The organism is Streptosporangium sp. NPDC002721, assembly GCF_042888905.1.
Classification (GTDB): Bacteria; Actinomycetota; Actinomycetes; order Streptosporangiales; family Streptosporangiaceae; genus Streptosporangium.
This window is the reverse complement of the sequence record NZ_JBIAQI010000006.1, coordinates 198,417-212,575: the sequence shown is the minus strand read 5'-3', so window position 1 is coordinate 212,575 and position 14,159 is coordinate 198,417. Positions and strand designations below refer to the sequence as shown.

Annotated in this window: 11 protein-coding genes and 1 pseudogene; 7 read left to right on the top strand and 5 right to left on the bottom strand. The window is 73.6% G+C overall.

Going from position 1 to position 14,159, the window contains the following annotated elements; translation table 11 throughout:
- Positions 1-19: 19 nt before the first annotated feature.
- The 5 genes from ACFYWM_RS10170 (at position 20) to ACFYWM_RS10150 (ending at position 5,758) form a co-directional block, all read left to right on the top strand.
- Positions 20-1,033 carry a carbohydrate ABC transporter permease gene (locus ACFYWM_RS10170; protein ID WP_389911597.1) on the top strand — a complete coding sequence of 338 codons (1,014 nt, stop codon included), beginning with the start codon at positions 20-22 and terminating at the stop codon, positions 1,031-1,033.
- Positions 1,030-1,896: a carbohydrate ABC transporter permease gene (locus ACFYWM_RS10165; RefSeq protein ID WP_389911594.1), complete on the top strand. Its 867-nt coding sequence runs from the start codon at positions 1,030-1,032 to the stop codon at positions 1,894-1,896. Before ACFYWM_RS10170 ends, ACFYWM_RS10165 begins: the two co-directional genes overlap by 4 nt.
- Before the next feature lie 21 nt (positions 1,897-1,917).
- The gene (locus ACFYWM_RS10160; RefSeq protein WP_389911591.1) at positions 1,918-3,144 is read left to right on the top strand and encodes an ROK family protein; all 1,227 of its coding nucleotides are present in this window, start codon (positions 1,918-1,920) and stop codon (positions 3,142-3,144) included.
- On the top strand, positions 3,141-4,016 hold the full coding sequence (locus ACFYWM_RS10155) for a Gfo/Idh/MocA family protein (protein ID WP_389911588.1): 876 nt from the start codon (positions 3,141-3,143) through the stop codon (positions 4,014-4,016). The genes ACFYWM_RS10160 and ACFYWM_RS10155 overlap by 4 nt, the downstream gene beginning before the upstream one ends.
- Before the next feature lie 197 nt (positions 4,017-4,213).
- Positions 4,214-5,758, top strand: a complete 1,545-nt coding sequence (locus ACFYWM_RS10150) for a hypothetical protein (RefSeq protein WP_389911586.1) — start codon at positions 4,214-4,216, stop codon at positions 5,756-5,758.
- Between the two features lie 311 nt (positions 5,759-6,069).
- Here the strand turns inward: ACFYWM_RS10150 and ACFYWM_RS10145 are convergent, their stop codons facing one another.
- Together ACFYWM_RS10145 and ACFYWM_RS10140 are read right to left on the bottom strand one after the other, a co-directional pair.
- A complete protein-coding gene (locus ACFYWM_RS10145) occupies positions 6,070-8,166 on the bottom strand; it encodes a tetratricopeptide repeat protein (RefSeq protein WP_389911584.1) in 2,097 nt (698 codons plus the stop codon).
- A gap of 358 nt (positions 8,167-8,524) precedes the next feature.
- Positions 8,525-9,619, bottom strand: coding sequence for a YihY/virulence factor BrkB family protein (locus ACFYWM_RS10140; RefSeq protein WP_389911581.1), 1,095 nt, complete (start codon positions 9,617-9,619; stop codon positions 8,525-8,527).
- Between the two features lie 137 nt (positions 9,620-9,756).
- Here ACFYWM_RS10140 and ACFYWM_RS10135 point away from each other — a divergent pair, with 137 nt between their 5' ends.
- Positions 9,757-10,323 (top strand): bacterioferritin, encoded by a 567-nt coding sequence (locus tag ACFYWM_RS10135; protein WP_389911578.1) that lies wholly within the window; start codon positions 9,757-9,759, stop codon positions 10,321-10,323.
- 132 nt (positions 10,324-10,455) lie between these two features.
- Here ACFYWM_RS10135 and ACFYWM_RS10130 read toward each other — a convergent pair whose 3' ends face one another.
- From ACFYWM_RS10130 to ACFYWM_RS10120, 3 genes are all read right to left on the bottom strand, one after another.
- Entirely contained in the window at positions 10,456-11,535 is a 1,080-nt protein-coding gene (locus ACFYWM_RS10130) for a cellulose binding domain-containing protein (RefSeq protein ID WP_389911575.1), read from the bottom strand.
- 280 nt (positions 11,536-11,815) lie between these two features.
- Complete coding sequence (locus ACFYWM_RS10125; protein WP_389911573.1) at positions 11,816-12,283, bottom strand: YbfB/YjiJ family MFS transporter; 468 nt, start codon at positions 12,281-12,283, stop codon at positions 11,816-11,818.
- The gene (locus ACFYWM_RS10120; RefSeq protein WP_389911570.1) at positions 12,280-13,047 is read right to left on the bottom strand and encodes a sensor histidine kinase; all 768 of its coding nucleotides are present in this window, start codon (positions 13,045-13,047) and stop codon (positions 12,280-12,282) included. Before ACFYWM_RS10120 ends, ACFYWM_RS10125 begins: the two co-directional genes overlap by 4 nt.
- 349 nt (positions 13,048-13,396) lie before the next feature.
- Here ACFYWM_RS10120 and ACFYWM_RS10115 point away from each other — a divergent pair.
- Positions 13,397-13,547: pseudogene (locus ACFYWM_RS10115) on the top strand (LysR family transcriptional regulator); the annotation flags it as partial.
- Positions 13,548-14,159: the final 612 nt, after the last annotated feature.

Genomic DNA, 14,159 nt, shown 5'->3' with positions numbered 1-14,159 from the left:
GTCCCCCGAGGAACCCACGATGAGCACCACACAGGGCGCCGAGCGGCGCCGACCCCCCGAGACGAGCCCCGAACCCGAGGTCCGGCGCGACAGGCCCCTAACCCTGGCCCAGCGCGAGAACAGGACCGGGCTGGCCTTCGTGTCGCCCACCGTGCTCGTGGTCCTGGTCGTCGTCGTCCTGCCCATCGCCTGGACCGTGCTGCTCGCCTTCCAGCGGGCCCGGCTGATCGACATCCAGGGCATGGGCCTGCTGTCCAACTGGACCTGGAGGAACTTCGCCGAGGTCTTCACCTCGCCCGGCTTCTGGCCCTCGCTGTGGACCACCCTCGTCTACACCGTGGGCAGCACCGCCGGGTCGATCGCCCTCGGGCTGGTCGCCGCCCTCGCCCTGCGCCGCCCCTTCCGCGGCCGGGCGCTGCTGCGCGGATCGATGCTGCTGCCCTACGTCGCGCCCGTGGTGGCCGTCACGTTCGTCTGGGAGATCGCGCTCAGCCCGCAGTTCGGCATCGTCAACGAGCTGGGCACCCGCCTGCTCGGCTGGGAGAAGCCGATCGCCTTCCTGGCCACCCGCTCCCACGAGATCTCCATTCTCGGCTGGGACGTGGAGCTGCCGCTCGCCCTGCTCACCGTCATCGCCTTCGAGATCTGGCGGTACTTCCCGTTCGCCTTCCTGTTCCTGCTCGCCCGCCTGCAGGCCGTGCCCGCCGGGATAGAGGAGGCCGCGACGGTGGACGGCGCCACGCTCACCCAGCGCTTCCGCCACATCCTGCTGCCTCAACTGATGCCGGTGATCGCGCTGCTGTCGGTGCTGCGGTTCATCATGACGTTCAACAAGTTCGACGACGTCTATCTCCTCACCGGGGGCGGCTCGGGCACCGACGTCGTCGCCGTGCGGGTCTACGACTTCCTCACCGCCCGCTACGACGTGGGCGCCGCCGCCGCGCAGGCCCTCGTCCTCGCGATCGTCCTCGCCGTGCTGCTCGGCATCTACTTCAAGTTCTTCGCCAAGAGGGTCCAGGAGGAGGCGTCATGAGCCGCGCACAGGTCGAGGAGAGGACCTTCGCCGTCCTGCGGTGGGTGGTGATCGCCCTTCTCGCGGTCATCACGCTCTTCCCCTTCTACTACATGCTGCTGCTGTCGGTGAAGCCCATCGACCAGCTGCTGCTCGACCCGGGCCGGCTGTGGGTGACGCTGTCGGAGCTCACCTTCGACACCTACCGCAACGTCCTGCAGTCGGTCGACGACGGCGGCCAGGGCTTCCTGAGGATGCTCGGCAACTCCGCGCTCGTCGCGCTGGCCACCGTGGCGCTCACCCTGCTCGCCTCGGTGCCCGGCGCCTACGCGGTGAGCCGCCTGCGCTTCCTCGGCGGGCGCCAGGTCAGCGCGGTGTTCCTCGCCGTCTACCTCTTCCCCTCCACGCTGCTCGCGGTCCCGCTGTTCGTGATGTTCGCGAAGATGGGCCTGCAGGGCAGCCTGACCGGGCTGATCATCGTCTACATCGCGCAGACCGTGCCCGTGTCCATCTACATGCTGAAGAACTACTTCGTCACCATCCCCAAGAGCGTCGAGGAGGCCGCGGCGCTCGACGGCTGCTCGCGGACGCAGATCCTGCGCAAGATCGTGCTGCCCCTGGCCGCGCCCTCGCTCATGGCCACCGGCCTGTACGTCTTCATGATCGCCTGGAACGAGTTCCTCTTCGCGCTGCTCTTCCTCGCCGCCGCCCCCGACCAGTGGACGGTCTCGCTGGGCCTGCAGCAACTCGCCAACGGCATCGAGGTTCCCAAGACGGTTCTCATGGCGGGATCGGTGGTCCTCACGATTCCCGTGGTAGTTCTTTTCTACGCCGCTGAGAGACTCCTTACCGAGGGCCTCACCAGCGGTGCGGACAAGAGCTAGAGCCGAGGAGAGACACACCGGATGGCAACGCCCTGGAGCACCGCAGGCCACCTCCTGGAACTGATCCGCACCGGGCAGGCGCGAACCCGGGGCGAGCTCCAGAGCGTCACCGGCCTGTCACGCTCCACCGTGGGCCAGCGGCTCGACCAGCTCTTCGAGGCCGGCTGGCTGCGCGCGGTCCCCGGCGGGCAGTCGACCGGGGGCCGTCCCTCCAACCTGCTGGAGTTCGACACCCGCCACGCCGTGGTCCTCGCCGCCGACCTGGACGTCACCCACGCCCGCGCCGCCGTCATGGACCTGGCGGGCGGCGTCCTGGCCGAGCACGCCGGGGCGCTGCCGATCGAGGACGGCCCGGAGGTCGTCCTCGACCGGCTCGGCCTGTGGTTCGCCGACCTGCTGGCCGCCGCCGGGACCGCTCCAGGGACGGTCTGCGGGGTGGGCCTGTCGCTCCCGGGCCCCGTCGACTCCTCGCTGGGACGGGTCGTACGGCCGCCGATCATGCCGGGCTGGGACGGCTACCCGGTTCCCGAGGAGACGCAGCGCTCGCTCGCCCGGCACGCCGGGGTGGACGCCGCCGTCCCGGTCCTGGTCGACAACGACGCCAACCTGATGGGACTGGGCGAGCAGCGCCACGCGTTCGCCGACTGCTCCGCGTTCGTCCTGGTCAAGGTCTCCACCGGCATCGGCGCGGGCGTCGTCGTCGACGGCAAGGTCTTCCGCGGCATCGACGGCGGCGCCGGCGACCTCGGCCACATCCGCCTGCACGACCAGTCGGAGGCCCGCTGCATGTGCGGCTCGTACGGCTGCCTGGCCGCCGTCGCCAGCGGGCGCGCCCTCGCCGGGCAGCTCGCCGCCCTCGGCGTGCCCGCCCAGTCGGGCGCCGACGTCCGCGCCCACCTCGACGCCGGTTCCCCCGACGCCGGGCGCCTGGCCCGCGAGGCCGGGCGGCGCTGCGGCGAGGTGCTCGTCACCGTCGTCACCCTGCTCAACCCCGGCGTGCTGATGATCGCCGGAGACCTGGCGGAGACCCACTTCGTCACCGGGGTACGCGAACTGCTCTACCAGCGCGCCCTGCCCCGGGCCACACGCAACCTGCAGGTCGTCACCTCCCGGCTCGGCGACCGCGCCGCGCTCGCCGGGGCCACCGCGATGGTGGTCGAGCACCTGTACGCCCCCGACCAGGCCGACGCCCGCCTCGCGGCGCCGGCCCGTCCGCACCACCGCTCACCCGCCGGAGTCGAATCGTGAACACCACCACACCCGTCGAGGTCGGCCTGATCGGCGCCGGTCCGTGGGCCCGCACCATGCACGCCCGGATGCTGGCCGCCGGCCCCGAGACCCGCCTCACCGCCGTCTGGGCGCGCCGCGACACCGCCGCCCGGGAGATCGCCGAGCAGTACGGGGCGGTCGTCGCCGGAACGCCGGAGGAGTTGTTCGACCGGTGCGAGGCCGTCGCGTTCGCCGTGCCCCCCGCCGTCCAGGCGGAGCTCGCCGTGCGCGCGGCCAAGGCGGGCAAGGCGGTGCTGCTGGAGAAGCCGCTGGGGCCCGACCTCGCGTCGGCCCGCGCGGTGGCCGACGCCGTCGCCGAGGCGGGCGTCGTCTCGCAGATGGTGCTGACCAAGCGCTACCACCCCGCCACCCGCGACTTCCTGCGCCGCGCCGCCCTGCTGGAGACGACCGGCGCCCGCTCGTGCTACCTGCACGGCGCCTTCCTCGGCGGGGAGTTCGCCACCGGCTGGCGGCTGGAACAGGGTGCCCTGCTCGACCTCGGACCGCACCTGCTGGACCTGCTGGACGCCGCCGTCGGCCCCATCACCGCCGTCCGGGCCACGGGCGACCCGCGCCGCTGGGTGGAGCTGACCTGCGAGCACGAGAACGGCGCCGTCAGCCAGGCGTCCCTGTCGGGCAGCGTCAAGCTGCCCAGGGCGCGCACCCGGATCGAGCTGCTCGGCCCGGAGGGGGAGCTCGTCTTCGACACCTCGGAGATCGACCACGAGGAGTGCTGGCCCGTCCTGCGCGCCGAGTTCGCCGCCGCCGTGCGGTCGGGCCGTCCGGGCGAGCTGGACGCGGCCCGCGGCCTGCGCCTGCAGGAACTGATCGACGCCGCGACCCGGCACTGACCGCGGTCACCCCCGCTCCGCGGAGCCTGCGTCCGGCACGCCCGTTCCCTGCTTCCCCGATTCCCTCGGCCTCCAGACCTCCAGACCTCCAGGCATCCCGGTTCGCCCATCTTCCCTTCACAGGCACTTATTTACTCGGCGCAAGGATAAGAGGATTCTATTTATATAGTTCCATACAGGTTCGGAAGGGGGTCCGCATGGCTGGGGACGAGGTCACGCGGTTGCGTGCCCTGCGGGCGAAGGCGGCCGGCACCTGTGGCGAAGCCGGGTGGCGTCAGGCCCTCACCCAGGCGATCCTGGAACGGTGCACGGACGAGAACTCCTCGGGGGCCGTGACCAGGGAGGACCTCGACGAGGCGGCCGAACACGCGGGCTGGCTCCTCGCCCGCGAGTGCGACCGCTGGTCCTTCGCCCTGGTGGGACGGGTGCACGAGGTCCGCTGGGAGGAGTTCGGGGACCCCGCCGATCGCGACGTCGCCATCACCATGCTCTCCGAGGCGGACGACCTGCGCGAGGAGAGCGCCTGGTTCAGCGCCGCCGACCACGAGGCCCTCGCCGAGCTGCTGCTGGACCGTCACGCCGACCGGGGGGTGCCGTACGACCTGGACCTGGCGGTCGACAGGCTCAGGGCGGCCCTGCGCGAGTGCGACGACGAGTGGTCGGCCCTCTACCTGCGCTACCGGCTGGGCACGACGCTGGCCCTGCGCGTCACCCGCCCGGAGGCGGCCCCCGCGGATCTCGGCGAGGCCGTCGCCCTGCTCGAGAACGTGCTCCCCGACCTGCCGGAGGGCGACCCCGCCACGCATCAGGCGGCGTTCGCCCTGGGCGGGCTCCTGCGGAGCCGGGGACTCGCCAACGGCAGCCGCGCCGACCTGGAGCGGGCGGTGGAGCACTTCGGCCTGTTCCTGGAGGCCACCCCCGACGACGACCCGCTCTGGTCGAAGGCGGCGCACGACCTGGCCGGCACGCTCACCCGCCTCGCTGAGACGTCGGGCGATCTCGTGCCGCCGGGCCGTGCCATGAGGTTCCCGGCCAGGACCCACGCCACCGTCGACAGGAAGTCCGCCGTCGGAGCCGCCTGGGACCTCGCCCTCGCGCTGGCGACGCGCTCGGAGACCTCCGGCGGCTCGCCCGCAGACCTCGACGCGGCCGTCGAGTGGACCCGCCGCGTGCTCGGCGAGCCCGGTCTCGCCGACCGGCGGGAGAGCCCCACCGCCGCCGGCTGCCACTCCTACCTGGGATTCCTGCTCGTCGTGCGGAGCCGGACCGGCCTGACAGCCGACCTCGGCGACGAGGGCGCCCTGCTCGCCCTCCGCCTCCGCCGAAGGATCCCCCCGGGGGGACAGGCCGACCTGGACGCCGCGCTCCGGCACCTGGAGGCGGCCGTCGCGCTCGACCCCGGCGACACCGGATCCGCCGTCCTGCTCGGCCTGGCGCGGCTGGCGGGCGCCGCCGGGCCGGTCGACCGCGCGGCCGGCCTCCTGGAGCGCGCCGCCACGCGGCTGGCATCCGGCGATCCCCTGCGCTCCCGTCTCGGCGGGCTGGCCGTCCTGCTCCGCTCCGAGCCCGTCCCGGTGTCCCGGCCGGGACACGACGGCCTCGTCGAGCACCTGGCCCGGGCCGCCGCGGGCCTCGGCGCCGGCCACCCGTTCCGCCCCGCCGTGCTCGCCGCCCTGGAGAGCGAGTCAGGCGTCCGGGGATCGGCCGGGACCGCGGCGAGGGATCGTCTCGGGAGACCGTGATCAACGGCCTGTATGTGTCACGGCCGCCCAGAGATCCGGGCGGTCGGGGAAGTCCTCCGGCAGCGGGTCGAGAGAGGGCGGCGCCGGGACGGTGTTCGGCGCGTGGCGGGAACCGTCACCGCTCGCGTGTCCCTCCGGTCCGACTCCCGGCGACACGCTCCGGACGTGTCCCGGGACGACGCGTTCGGCGCGTCCCGGAGACCAGGCACTCCGGCCTGCGGTGAGGACGGTCCGCGACAGCGGGGGTGCCGCCGGGCCGCACCGGGGCCGGACGGCCGGGGGCGTCCGGGTGGTCGCGGGGCCGGGCGGGGTCAGTCGTCCTCCCAGAGGCGGTCCTCCGGAGTGCTCGACGGTGGCTCGCCCACCCGTGTGGCCACGGACCTCGCCTCGGCCAGCAGCGGGTGTCCGTCACTCAGGGGCGGGCGGCCGTGGGCCAGCGGGCGGCGGTCGAGCAGCGGCGCCAGCAGGGGCGCCACCTTGTCCACCTCACCCGAGCCCAGCCGGCACAGCGCGAGGTCCAGCCGCCCGGCCAGGACCAGCGGGTGCGAGGCGTCCAGCGTGTCCTCGCCCATGGCGACGAGCGCCGCGCTCGCGGCCTCCGACTCGTCCGCGCGCCCGAGGGCGTACGCGGCGCGGGCGGTCAGCAGCAGCCGCTCCGCCTGGCCCGGGAAGTCGTCGTCCATGCCGCGCTCGTCCTTCGCGAGGGACGCGAGCACCCTCGCCGCGCCGGTCGCGTCGCCGAGGGCCAGCTGCGCGGCGGCCTGGGCGCGTCGCACCGGCCGCTCGGGAGGGAGTGCCCGCAGAGCGGCGAGCGCCTGGGCGGGTTCGCCGGACGCGGTGAGCGCCATGGCGCGGATCAGCGTCGCCTCGGCGCCCAGCCGGGGTGACACCTGCCGTGCGAACCACTCCGTGGTGACGGTGACCCCGGTGAGCAGCCGCACCGCCTGCGCGGGGAACCCCGAGGCCAGCTCGATCTCCGCCAGGCGTACCGCGTCGTACTGGGGCCAGTAGCCCTCGGGCGGCAGGTGCTGCGTCCGCAGCCGGAGCGCCTCGGTCAGGTGATGGCGCGCCTGCGCGAGCTGGCCCGCCGCGAGCAGCGCCTCGGCGAGGGTCACCCTGGCCGAGGCGGTGTTGACGTTGTCGGGACCGAGACGCTGCTCGCGATCGGCCAGCGTCGCCTCCGCCACGGTCACGCCGGTGACGATCCGGCCCGCGCGGGAGGCGGCCCTGGCCATCGCCTGCCGGGTGAGCGTGAAACGCCGCCACGCCGGGGTGACCCCGGTGGCGGGGACGTCCCTGGCCCGCTGCTCGCCCACCTCCCGCAACTCGCGCAGGCCCTCGGCGGGACGACCGGCCTCCACCAGCACCTCGGCGAGGTTGTGCCGCGCCCGCACGCTGAGCGACGTCACGTCCGCGGGGGAGGGAAGCTCGCCCGCCACCCGCAGCGACCGCTCGAAGCAGGATCTCGCGCCCGGCAGGTCGCCCAGGCGTAGCAGGGCCAGGCCCTGCCGGCTGGTCACGTCGCACAGGGGCAGCGGGTCGTGAGGGCCGGCCGCCAGCAGGTCCGTCAGCTCCCCGCCGACCTCCGCGGCCCGGGCCAGCAGGGGGCTGTTGTCGAGGACCTGCAGGACCGTCTCCAGGGCGCGGATCCGGACGGGGCCGCCGGAGCCCGTCCGCTCGGTGAACTCGGCGGTCCGTTCGGCGGCGTGCAGCCGCTCGGCCCACTCCCCGGTGAGCGGGAAGAGGTCACGGGCGAGCCAGTGCGCGCAGAGCGCGGCCGCCTGGCGGTCCGCGGGTCCCTCGGGGTCGTCGGCCATCGACCGGAAGGCCAGCTCCGACAGGCGCTCGGCGCTCGCCGTGGCCCACCCCGCGGGCGGGACGCCGACCGTCAGCGCGGCGAGCTCAAGCCGGGGCGCCAGATATCGCGCGTACGCGGTGACGCGGCCCTCCCAGCCCGTGGCGGCCGTGGCGCCGTAGACCTCCGCCACCTCCCACACCGGCTGGACCTGGCCGGCCGACGGGCGCTTCTCCGAGGTGGAGATGTCGCCGATGCCCAGACGCACCTGGGCGAGCATGAAACGCTCCACCTGGTGGAAGCGCGCCACCCTGCGCAGCGCCGCCGTGACCAGGCGCTGCGCGTCGAGCAGGGAGCGCGGCGGCTCCGGCGCGCCGTCGCCGGCGGTGAACTCGTCGAAGGCGTGCTTGACGGCCAGGGCCACCAGCACGCGCCGGCTCCTGACCTCGTTGTACAGCCAGACGGCGCTGCGACCCTTGCCGCCCTCGGCGCCCCGCGGCAGCCGCACCCGTTCCGCGACGTCCTCGGCCCTCACCTGGTGGTAGTCGCCCGCACGGAAGGCGTCGGCGGACGCCGCCGCGATGGCCGCGAGCCTGCGCTCCTGTGCCGACACCCCTTCGCCCCCTCGGATCGCCGCACATGAATATATCTCACTATGGTTCGAGAGGCCTCGGGTCGGCGAGTCGACTATCGCACCGGAAGGTTCCGCGCCTCTCTATCACCTGCCGGAGTCACCTGCCGGACCACGACGGGAACGCCGGGCCGACGCGCCGGTCACGGTACCGGAGACCCGTGAGCACCAGAAGTGATCACGCGCGAGATCGGCGCCGTACGTGGCAAGGACGCGCCGGCCCCGCGCAGGGGACACGAGCATAGAGGACAGGGAAGGGAGAATGTCCGGCGCGGACGATCGGCGGACCGGTCCGATCGGTCCGACCGGCCCGCGTCCCCGGGTGGCTCCGACCGGCGGCTTACCGCTTCTCGCCGTTCCCGGGCCGGTCGGACCGCCCGACCTCGGGGGCGGGTCGCCCGGTTCCGATCCGGCGTTCGCGCATGCGCACGCGCACGGATTCCACAAGCGTTCTGGTGACCGCGATGGCGGCCGCGCCCGCCGCTCCGACCAGGGGTTCCCGCTCCTCCTCGGCCGTGGGGCCGGGGTCGGGGAGGACGGGACCGGCCCGGCCCGCGCGGACGGCCTCCAGCTGTGCGGCGAACGCCAGCCCCAGGAACAGGGCGATCGAGCTGAGGAACGACCACAGCAGCAGCGCCATGACGGCCGTGAGCGGCCCGTACGTGGCGCCGAAGGTGCCGCTGCTCTCGGTGTAGAAGGCGAGCAGGAGGGTGAAGACCGTCCACAGGGCGAGCGAGACCAGGGCGCCGAACGCCAGCCAGGTGTGGCCGGGCTGCCTCCTGCGCGGCGCGGCGCGGAACAGCACCGAGGTCGACATCAGCGCGAGGAGGAAGCCGAGCGGCCAGCGCACCAGGTTGAACGCCTCGGTGGCGGCGTCGTTCCAGTCGTAGACCTGCGCCAGCGCCCTGCTGATGGCGCCGCCGCCGACCATCACCACGAAGCCGCCGGTCATGAAGGTCCCGGCCGTCAACGCCATCAGCAGGGCCCTGCCGTACTTGCGGTGGAAGGGCCGGTCCCGCTCGACGCCGTAGATGCGGTTCGCCCCCCGCTCCACCTGCGCCATGGCGCTGGTCAGCGAGAACAGGGCGGTGGCGAGACCGAGCCAGAGCGCGAGGGCGCCCCCGGTACGGCCCGCCTGCCGGTGGCTGTCGGCGAGCACGGCCTTGACCGCGTCCACCCCCGCCCCCGGCGCGAGCCTGCTCAGGACCAGCTCCAGCACCTCGCCGAGATGCTCCTGGTTGATCACCGAGCTCAGCCCGACCAGCGCGATGGCGCCGGGAATGATCGACAGGCAGATCTGGAAGGCCAGGGCCCGGGCGTTGGTCAGGCCCTCGCCGTACCTGAACCTGGCGAAGGAGTCGCGGGCCAGATGCCAGCGACCGTATTTGCGCAGGGTCGTCCACGCGTGGTCGGCGGAGAGCTCTTCGCCGTTCATGGTCCGCGTCTGCGGGACCTTCGTCGCTGTTCCCATCTCGACCGGCTCGCTACCCCGAAAGTGACGCCACGAACGGAACGCCGCCGACTGTGGCCGACGACACTGGATAAGAGGCCGATTCTGGGTAGTGCAGGCCCATGGCTGAATTCCTCACAGATATCAAGGAGCTCCGGGCGCGGGCGCGCCAGGAGATCGACAAGGGTCCCATCACCTCCGCCTACGGCGCGGACCTGCCCCGGGTCATCCAGGTCTGCAACGAGGCCCTGGCGACCGAGCTGGTGTGCGTGCTCCGCTACAAGCGGCACTACTACACCGCCTCCGGCATCCACGCCGGGGTGGTGGCCGCGGAGTTCCTGGAGCACGCCGCCGAGGAGCAGGAGCACGCCGACCGTCTCGCGCAGCGCATCGTCCAGCTCGGCGGCGAGCCCGACTTCAACCCCGAGACGCTGGCCGCGCGCTCGCACGCCGAGTACGACGACAGCCTCGACCTGATCGAGATGGTGAAGGAGGACCTGGTCGCCGAGCGGATCGCGATCGCCTCCTACACCGAGATCGTCAACTGGCTGGGCAACGACGACGTGACCACCAGGCGTGTCTTCGAGGACCTGCTGGCCCAGGAGGAGGAGCACGCCGACGACCTCAAGAGCCTGCTGGAGAGGCTTCCCGGCGCCCTCGCCGGCGGGGACTCCCAGGGGCAGGGCTGAGCGGCGGGAGCGAGCCGGCCGGCGCCGGGTGCTCGGACCGAAGGGCCGGAAGCGGGCGGCCGGGCCCCGGACGACGGGGAACCCGGCCGCACCGGCCGCACGGCGCGATCCGGCCGGTTATAAAGGCACGCCTCAGCCGGTCGTGCAGGACACGTCGGGGACCGGGGAGCCCGTCCCCGAGGCGATGAAGCCGAAGACCGTGCTCGCGCCGGGGGCCAGGGAGCCGTTCCAGGCGGCGTTCCGCGCCGAGACGGCGGCTCCCGACTGGGTCACCGTCGCGTTCCACGACTGGCTGACCTGCCGCCCGGTGAACGTCCAGTTCGCCGTCCAGCCGGTGACGGCCGCGGAACCGGTGTTCTTGACGGTCACCTCGCCCTGGAAGCCGCCCTGCCACTGGTTGGCCGCCCGGTAGGTCGCGGTGCAACCGGTACCGGGCGTCGGGGTGGGCGTGGGGGTCGGGGTGGGGGTCGGTGTCGGGTTCGGTCCCGAGCCGAGCAGCGCGGCCAGCGCGGGGAACCACCGGTCGGCGATCTTCTGGTCGCCCGCCGCGTTGGGGTGCACCCCGTCGTAGGTGTCGTACGCGGTGTTGAAACCCGTCCACTGGTCGACCACGACCACCGGTGACCGCGCGGTGGTCTTGCCCGCCGCCCAGCCGGGGATCGCCGCGTTGAGCGCGGAGACCCGCTGCGCGCACTCGCCGCACGTGCTCGGGTTCATGGGGATGATCTGGGCGACGAGGACCTTCGTGTCGGGGTTGCTCGCCCGCATCTGGTCCACCAGCTTTCCGTACGCGGCCAGGATGGTGGCCGTCGGGCGGTTGCTCCAGGCGTCGTTGGTGCCGAAGTGCATCAGCACGATGTCTGGCCTGGCCGCCGAGAGCCAGCCGGGGAGCTGGTTCTGGTCGGCGACGTTGGTGACCAGCGCCCCGCCGTGTCCCTCGTTGTCCCCGTCGTGCGCGACGCCGCAGCCCTGTGGGGGCAGGGTGCCGACGAAGTCGATCGCGGTGTGGCCGGCGTTCACGAGGCGGTTCCAGAGCAGGGCCCGCCAGCAGCCCGGGGAGCCGGTGATGGAGTCGCCGAGCGCCATGATCCTGGTGGCCGCCGCCCGCGCGGGGGGCGCGGTGCCCACCAGGAGTCCCAGGGTCACGACCGCGGTCACCGCGGCCGCCAGAACCGTCAGAATCGTGCCGTTCCCGCGTGCCGTCCTCAGCATCTTCCGCTCCCGCCTCGGTGGGGGCCGATGCTAGGCGCCCTGTACGGGAGGCGGGAAGACACCCGCCCGCAGGGGAGGGCCTGACCTGCGCGACCGGCACCGGCGGAGGTGTAACTTTCACCCCGGTTTCACCCCGGCCCTGATCTCGCGGGCCCGCGTGGAGATCCCGGCCCTCACCGGGCGCACGACCGGTACCCGGCTTCGGGTGAGGCGGCCTGCTCGCCGCCGGGTGGGTTGACACGGGTATGGGCAGAGCTCCCGGAGCAGGGCCCGCCGGGTGTCACCGGTCGGCCCCGACGCGGCGGGGCAGCGGGCCGAGGTGGTGCGGGAAGCGGTGGCGCAGCGCGCCGGCCGCGACGGCGGCCAGCGCGACGAGGCCGGCGCCGACGAGCAGCGCCGGCCGGTAGCCGTGACGCAGGAGCGGGGTCACGATCACGGGGCCGAGGATCTGCCCGGCGCTGTAGCCGGTGGTGAGGATCGCGACCGCGCGCGGGATCCGCAGGTGGGCGCCGGTGGCCAGGGTGAGGGTGGCGACGCCGAGGAACGTGGCGCCGAAGAGAGCCGCCGAGACCAGGGCGGCCGGGATCCCGCCGGTCAGGGCCGGCAGCCCGGCCTGGGCCTGCATCAGGGGCAGGATCGGGGTGTGGGCGAAGCGGCCGATGCCCATGCCCGCGGCGAGGGCCGCCGCGCCCTGCCCGACGAGCCACCAGGGCCGGGAGGACGGGGAGAGGCCCGCGGGAACGGTCATGGCCGGTCGGTGGCGTGCCGGGCGAGGGGGAGGCGGAGCACGAGGCGCGCCCCGGCGTCGGCGTTCCCGGCGTTCTCAGCGCTTCCGGTGTTCTGAGCGCTTCCGGCGTCCTCGACGTCCTCTGCGTCCTCGATGGTCAGGGTGCCGTTGTGGGCGAGGGCGATGTCACGGGCGATGGCCAGGCCGAGGCCGGTGCCGCCGCGCTGCCGGCAGCGGGCGCTGTCGAGCCGGAAGAAGGGCTCGAAGACGTGTTCGCGGTCCGGGGCGGGGATGCCGGGCCCGTCGTCGGTGACGATGAGCTCGGCCGTGGTCCCGCGCCGGAGCACCCGGATCCGTACCGAACGCCGCGCGTGCCGGCGGGCGTTGTCCAGCAGGTTGGCCACCAGCCGGTCCAGGAGCGCGGGCGCCGCGTCGACGACGACCGGGGCCGCGGCCCGCAACCGGACGTCCGGACCCCCGACCGTCCCGGCCACGTGGGCGCGGGCCACGGCGGAGAGGTCGACCGGCCGGTGCCTTACGTGGACGCCCTCCGCGATCCGCGTGAGCAGCAGGAGGTCGGCGGTGATCGCCTCGAGCCGCTCGACGCCGCGAAGCGCCGCGTCGAGGAGCCGGGGAAGGTCGGTCTGGCCGGGATGCAGCCGAGCCTCCTCCAGCTCGGCCCTGAGCCCGGCGAGGGGCGTGTGGAGTTCGTGGGCGGCGGCCGCGGCGAACCGGCGTTGGATCAGGTTCCCTTCATTGGGAGGGGCCGCTTGAGGTGCGTTCATGTTCACTCTTTCGGAGGGTTCGGAAGGTTCTCGGAAGGTTTCGGCCGCCGGCGTCACCGGCTCGTCCGAACTTTGGGCAAGGCGTGACCTGAACGCCTCGGGGGCGGGGGGAGAGGGCGTGGGCCGAATCGCCGTACACCGTCACCCCTGGCGCGTCGGGCGCCGGATCGGCCGGTGGCGGTGGCGTACCTGCCTCCGGTGGCGGGGCCGGTACGCCGATCGGACGTACCGGCGTCGCGGCTTTCCCCGCGTTTTAAGAACCCGTCGCGTGCCCGCCCAATGCCCGCCCGCCAGGACCGGTTGGCTCCCTGCTGGTAGGCGGAGACTCCCACGGGGTTATGCTGCGCGAATGGAGCTGCGCCAGCTTCGCTACTTCGTCGCGGTGGCCGAGGAGTTGCACTTCGGCCGCGCCGCGGCCAGGTTGCACATCGCCGGTCCCTCGCTCTCCCAGCAGATCAAGGGGCTGGAGCGGGAGCTGGGCGTACGCCTGTTCGACCGGGACCGCCGCTCGGTCGCGATGACCTTCTCCGGGCGGGCGCTGTTCCCCCAGGCCCAGGCGGTGCTCGAACAGGCCGACAAGCTGCGCCGTTCCGCGGTCGGTCTGGCCGCCCCCGAGCCGGTCCAGCTCGGCTACGTCGACTGGCTGCCGCCCGACCTGTCCACCCGCACGTCGGGCGTCGCGCAGCTGCACGTCGACCCGTGGGTCATGCCCTCGCACGTCCAGGCCGACCGGGTCGCCGACGGCAGCATCGACCTGGCCGTCTGCTGGACGCGGACCGAGGACCTGGCCGGTCGCGACCTCGAAGCCCGGCTGATCGGTGCCGACCGGCTCTTCGTGATCTCCGCGGGCACCGGGGCGTCCGCCGTCCGGGCCGAGGACACCGTGGTGCTGGTGGACGCCGACAGCACCACCTGGAGCTCGTGGAACCGCTACGCCGAGGAATTCGCCCGCGACACCGGCGCCCGCGCCGTGTACGTCGACGACGGCGGCATCACCGGCCAGGGCTTCTTCGATCACGTACGCCGGCTTCGCCGCCCCGTCATCAACTCGCCGAAGGGCCAGACCGCGCCGGTGCCGCAGGATCTTCGCCGGCGCGCGGTGGCCGACCCGG

Bases quoted from the DNA above. Each gene is read 5' to 3' on its own strand.
- ACFYWM_RS10130 (WP_389911575.1), bottom strand. From the start codon at position 11,535: ATGCTGAGGACGGCACGCGGGAACGGCACGATTCTGACGGTTCTGGCG.
- ACFYWM_RS10125 (WP_389911573.1), bottom strand. From the start codon at position 12,283: ATGACCGTTCCCGCGGGCCTCTCCCCGTCCTCCCGGCCCTGGTGGCTC.
- ACFYWM_RS10160 (WP_389911591.1), top strand. From the start codon at position 1,918: ATGGCAACGCCCTGGAGCACCGCAGGCCACCTCCTGGAACTGATCCGC.
- ACFYWM_RS10170 (WP_389911597.1), top strand. From the start codon at position 20: ATGAGCACCACACAGGGCGCCGAGCGGCGCCGACCCCCCGAGACGAGC.
- ACFYWM_RS10165 (WP_389911594.1), top strand. From the start codon at position 1,030: ATGAGCCGCGCACAGGTCGAGGAGAGGACCTTCGCCGTCCTGCGGTGG.
- ACFYWM_RS10140 (WP_389911581.1), bottom strand. From the start codon at position 9,619: ATGAACGGCGAAGAGCTCTCCGCCGACCACGCGTGGACGACCCTGCGC.
- ACFYWM_RS10135 (WP_389911578.1), top strand. From the start codon at position 9,757: ATGGCTGAATTCCTCACAGATATCAAGGAGCTCCGGGCGCGGGCGCGC.
- ACFYWM_RS10150 (WP_389911586.1), top strand. From the start codon at position 4,214: ATGGCTGGGGACGAGGTCACGCGGTTGCGTGCCCTGCGGGCGAAGGCG.
- ACFYWM_RS10120 (WP_389911570.1), bottom strand. From the start codon at position 13,047: ATGAACGCACCTCAAGCGGCCCCTCCCAATGAAGGGAACCTGATCCAA.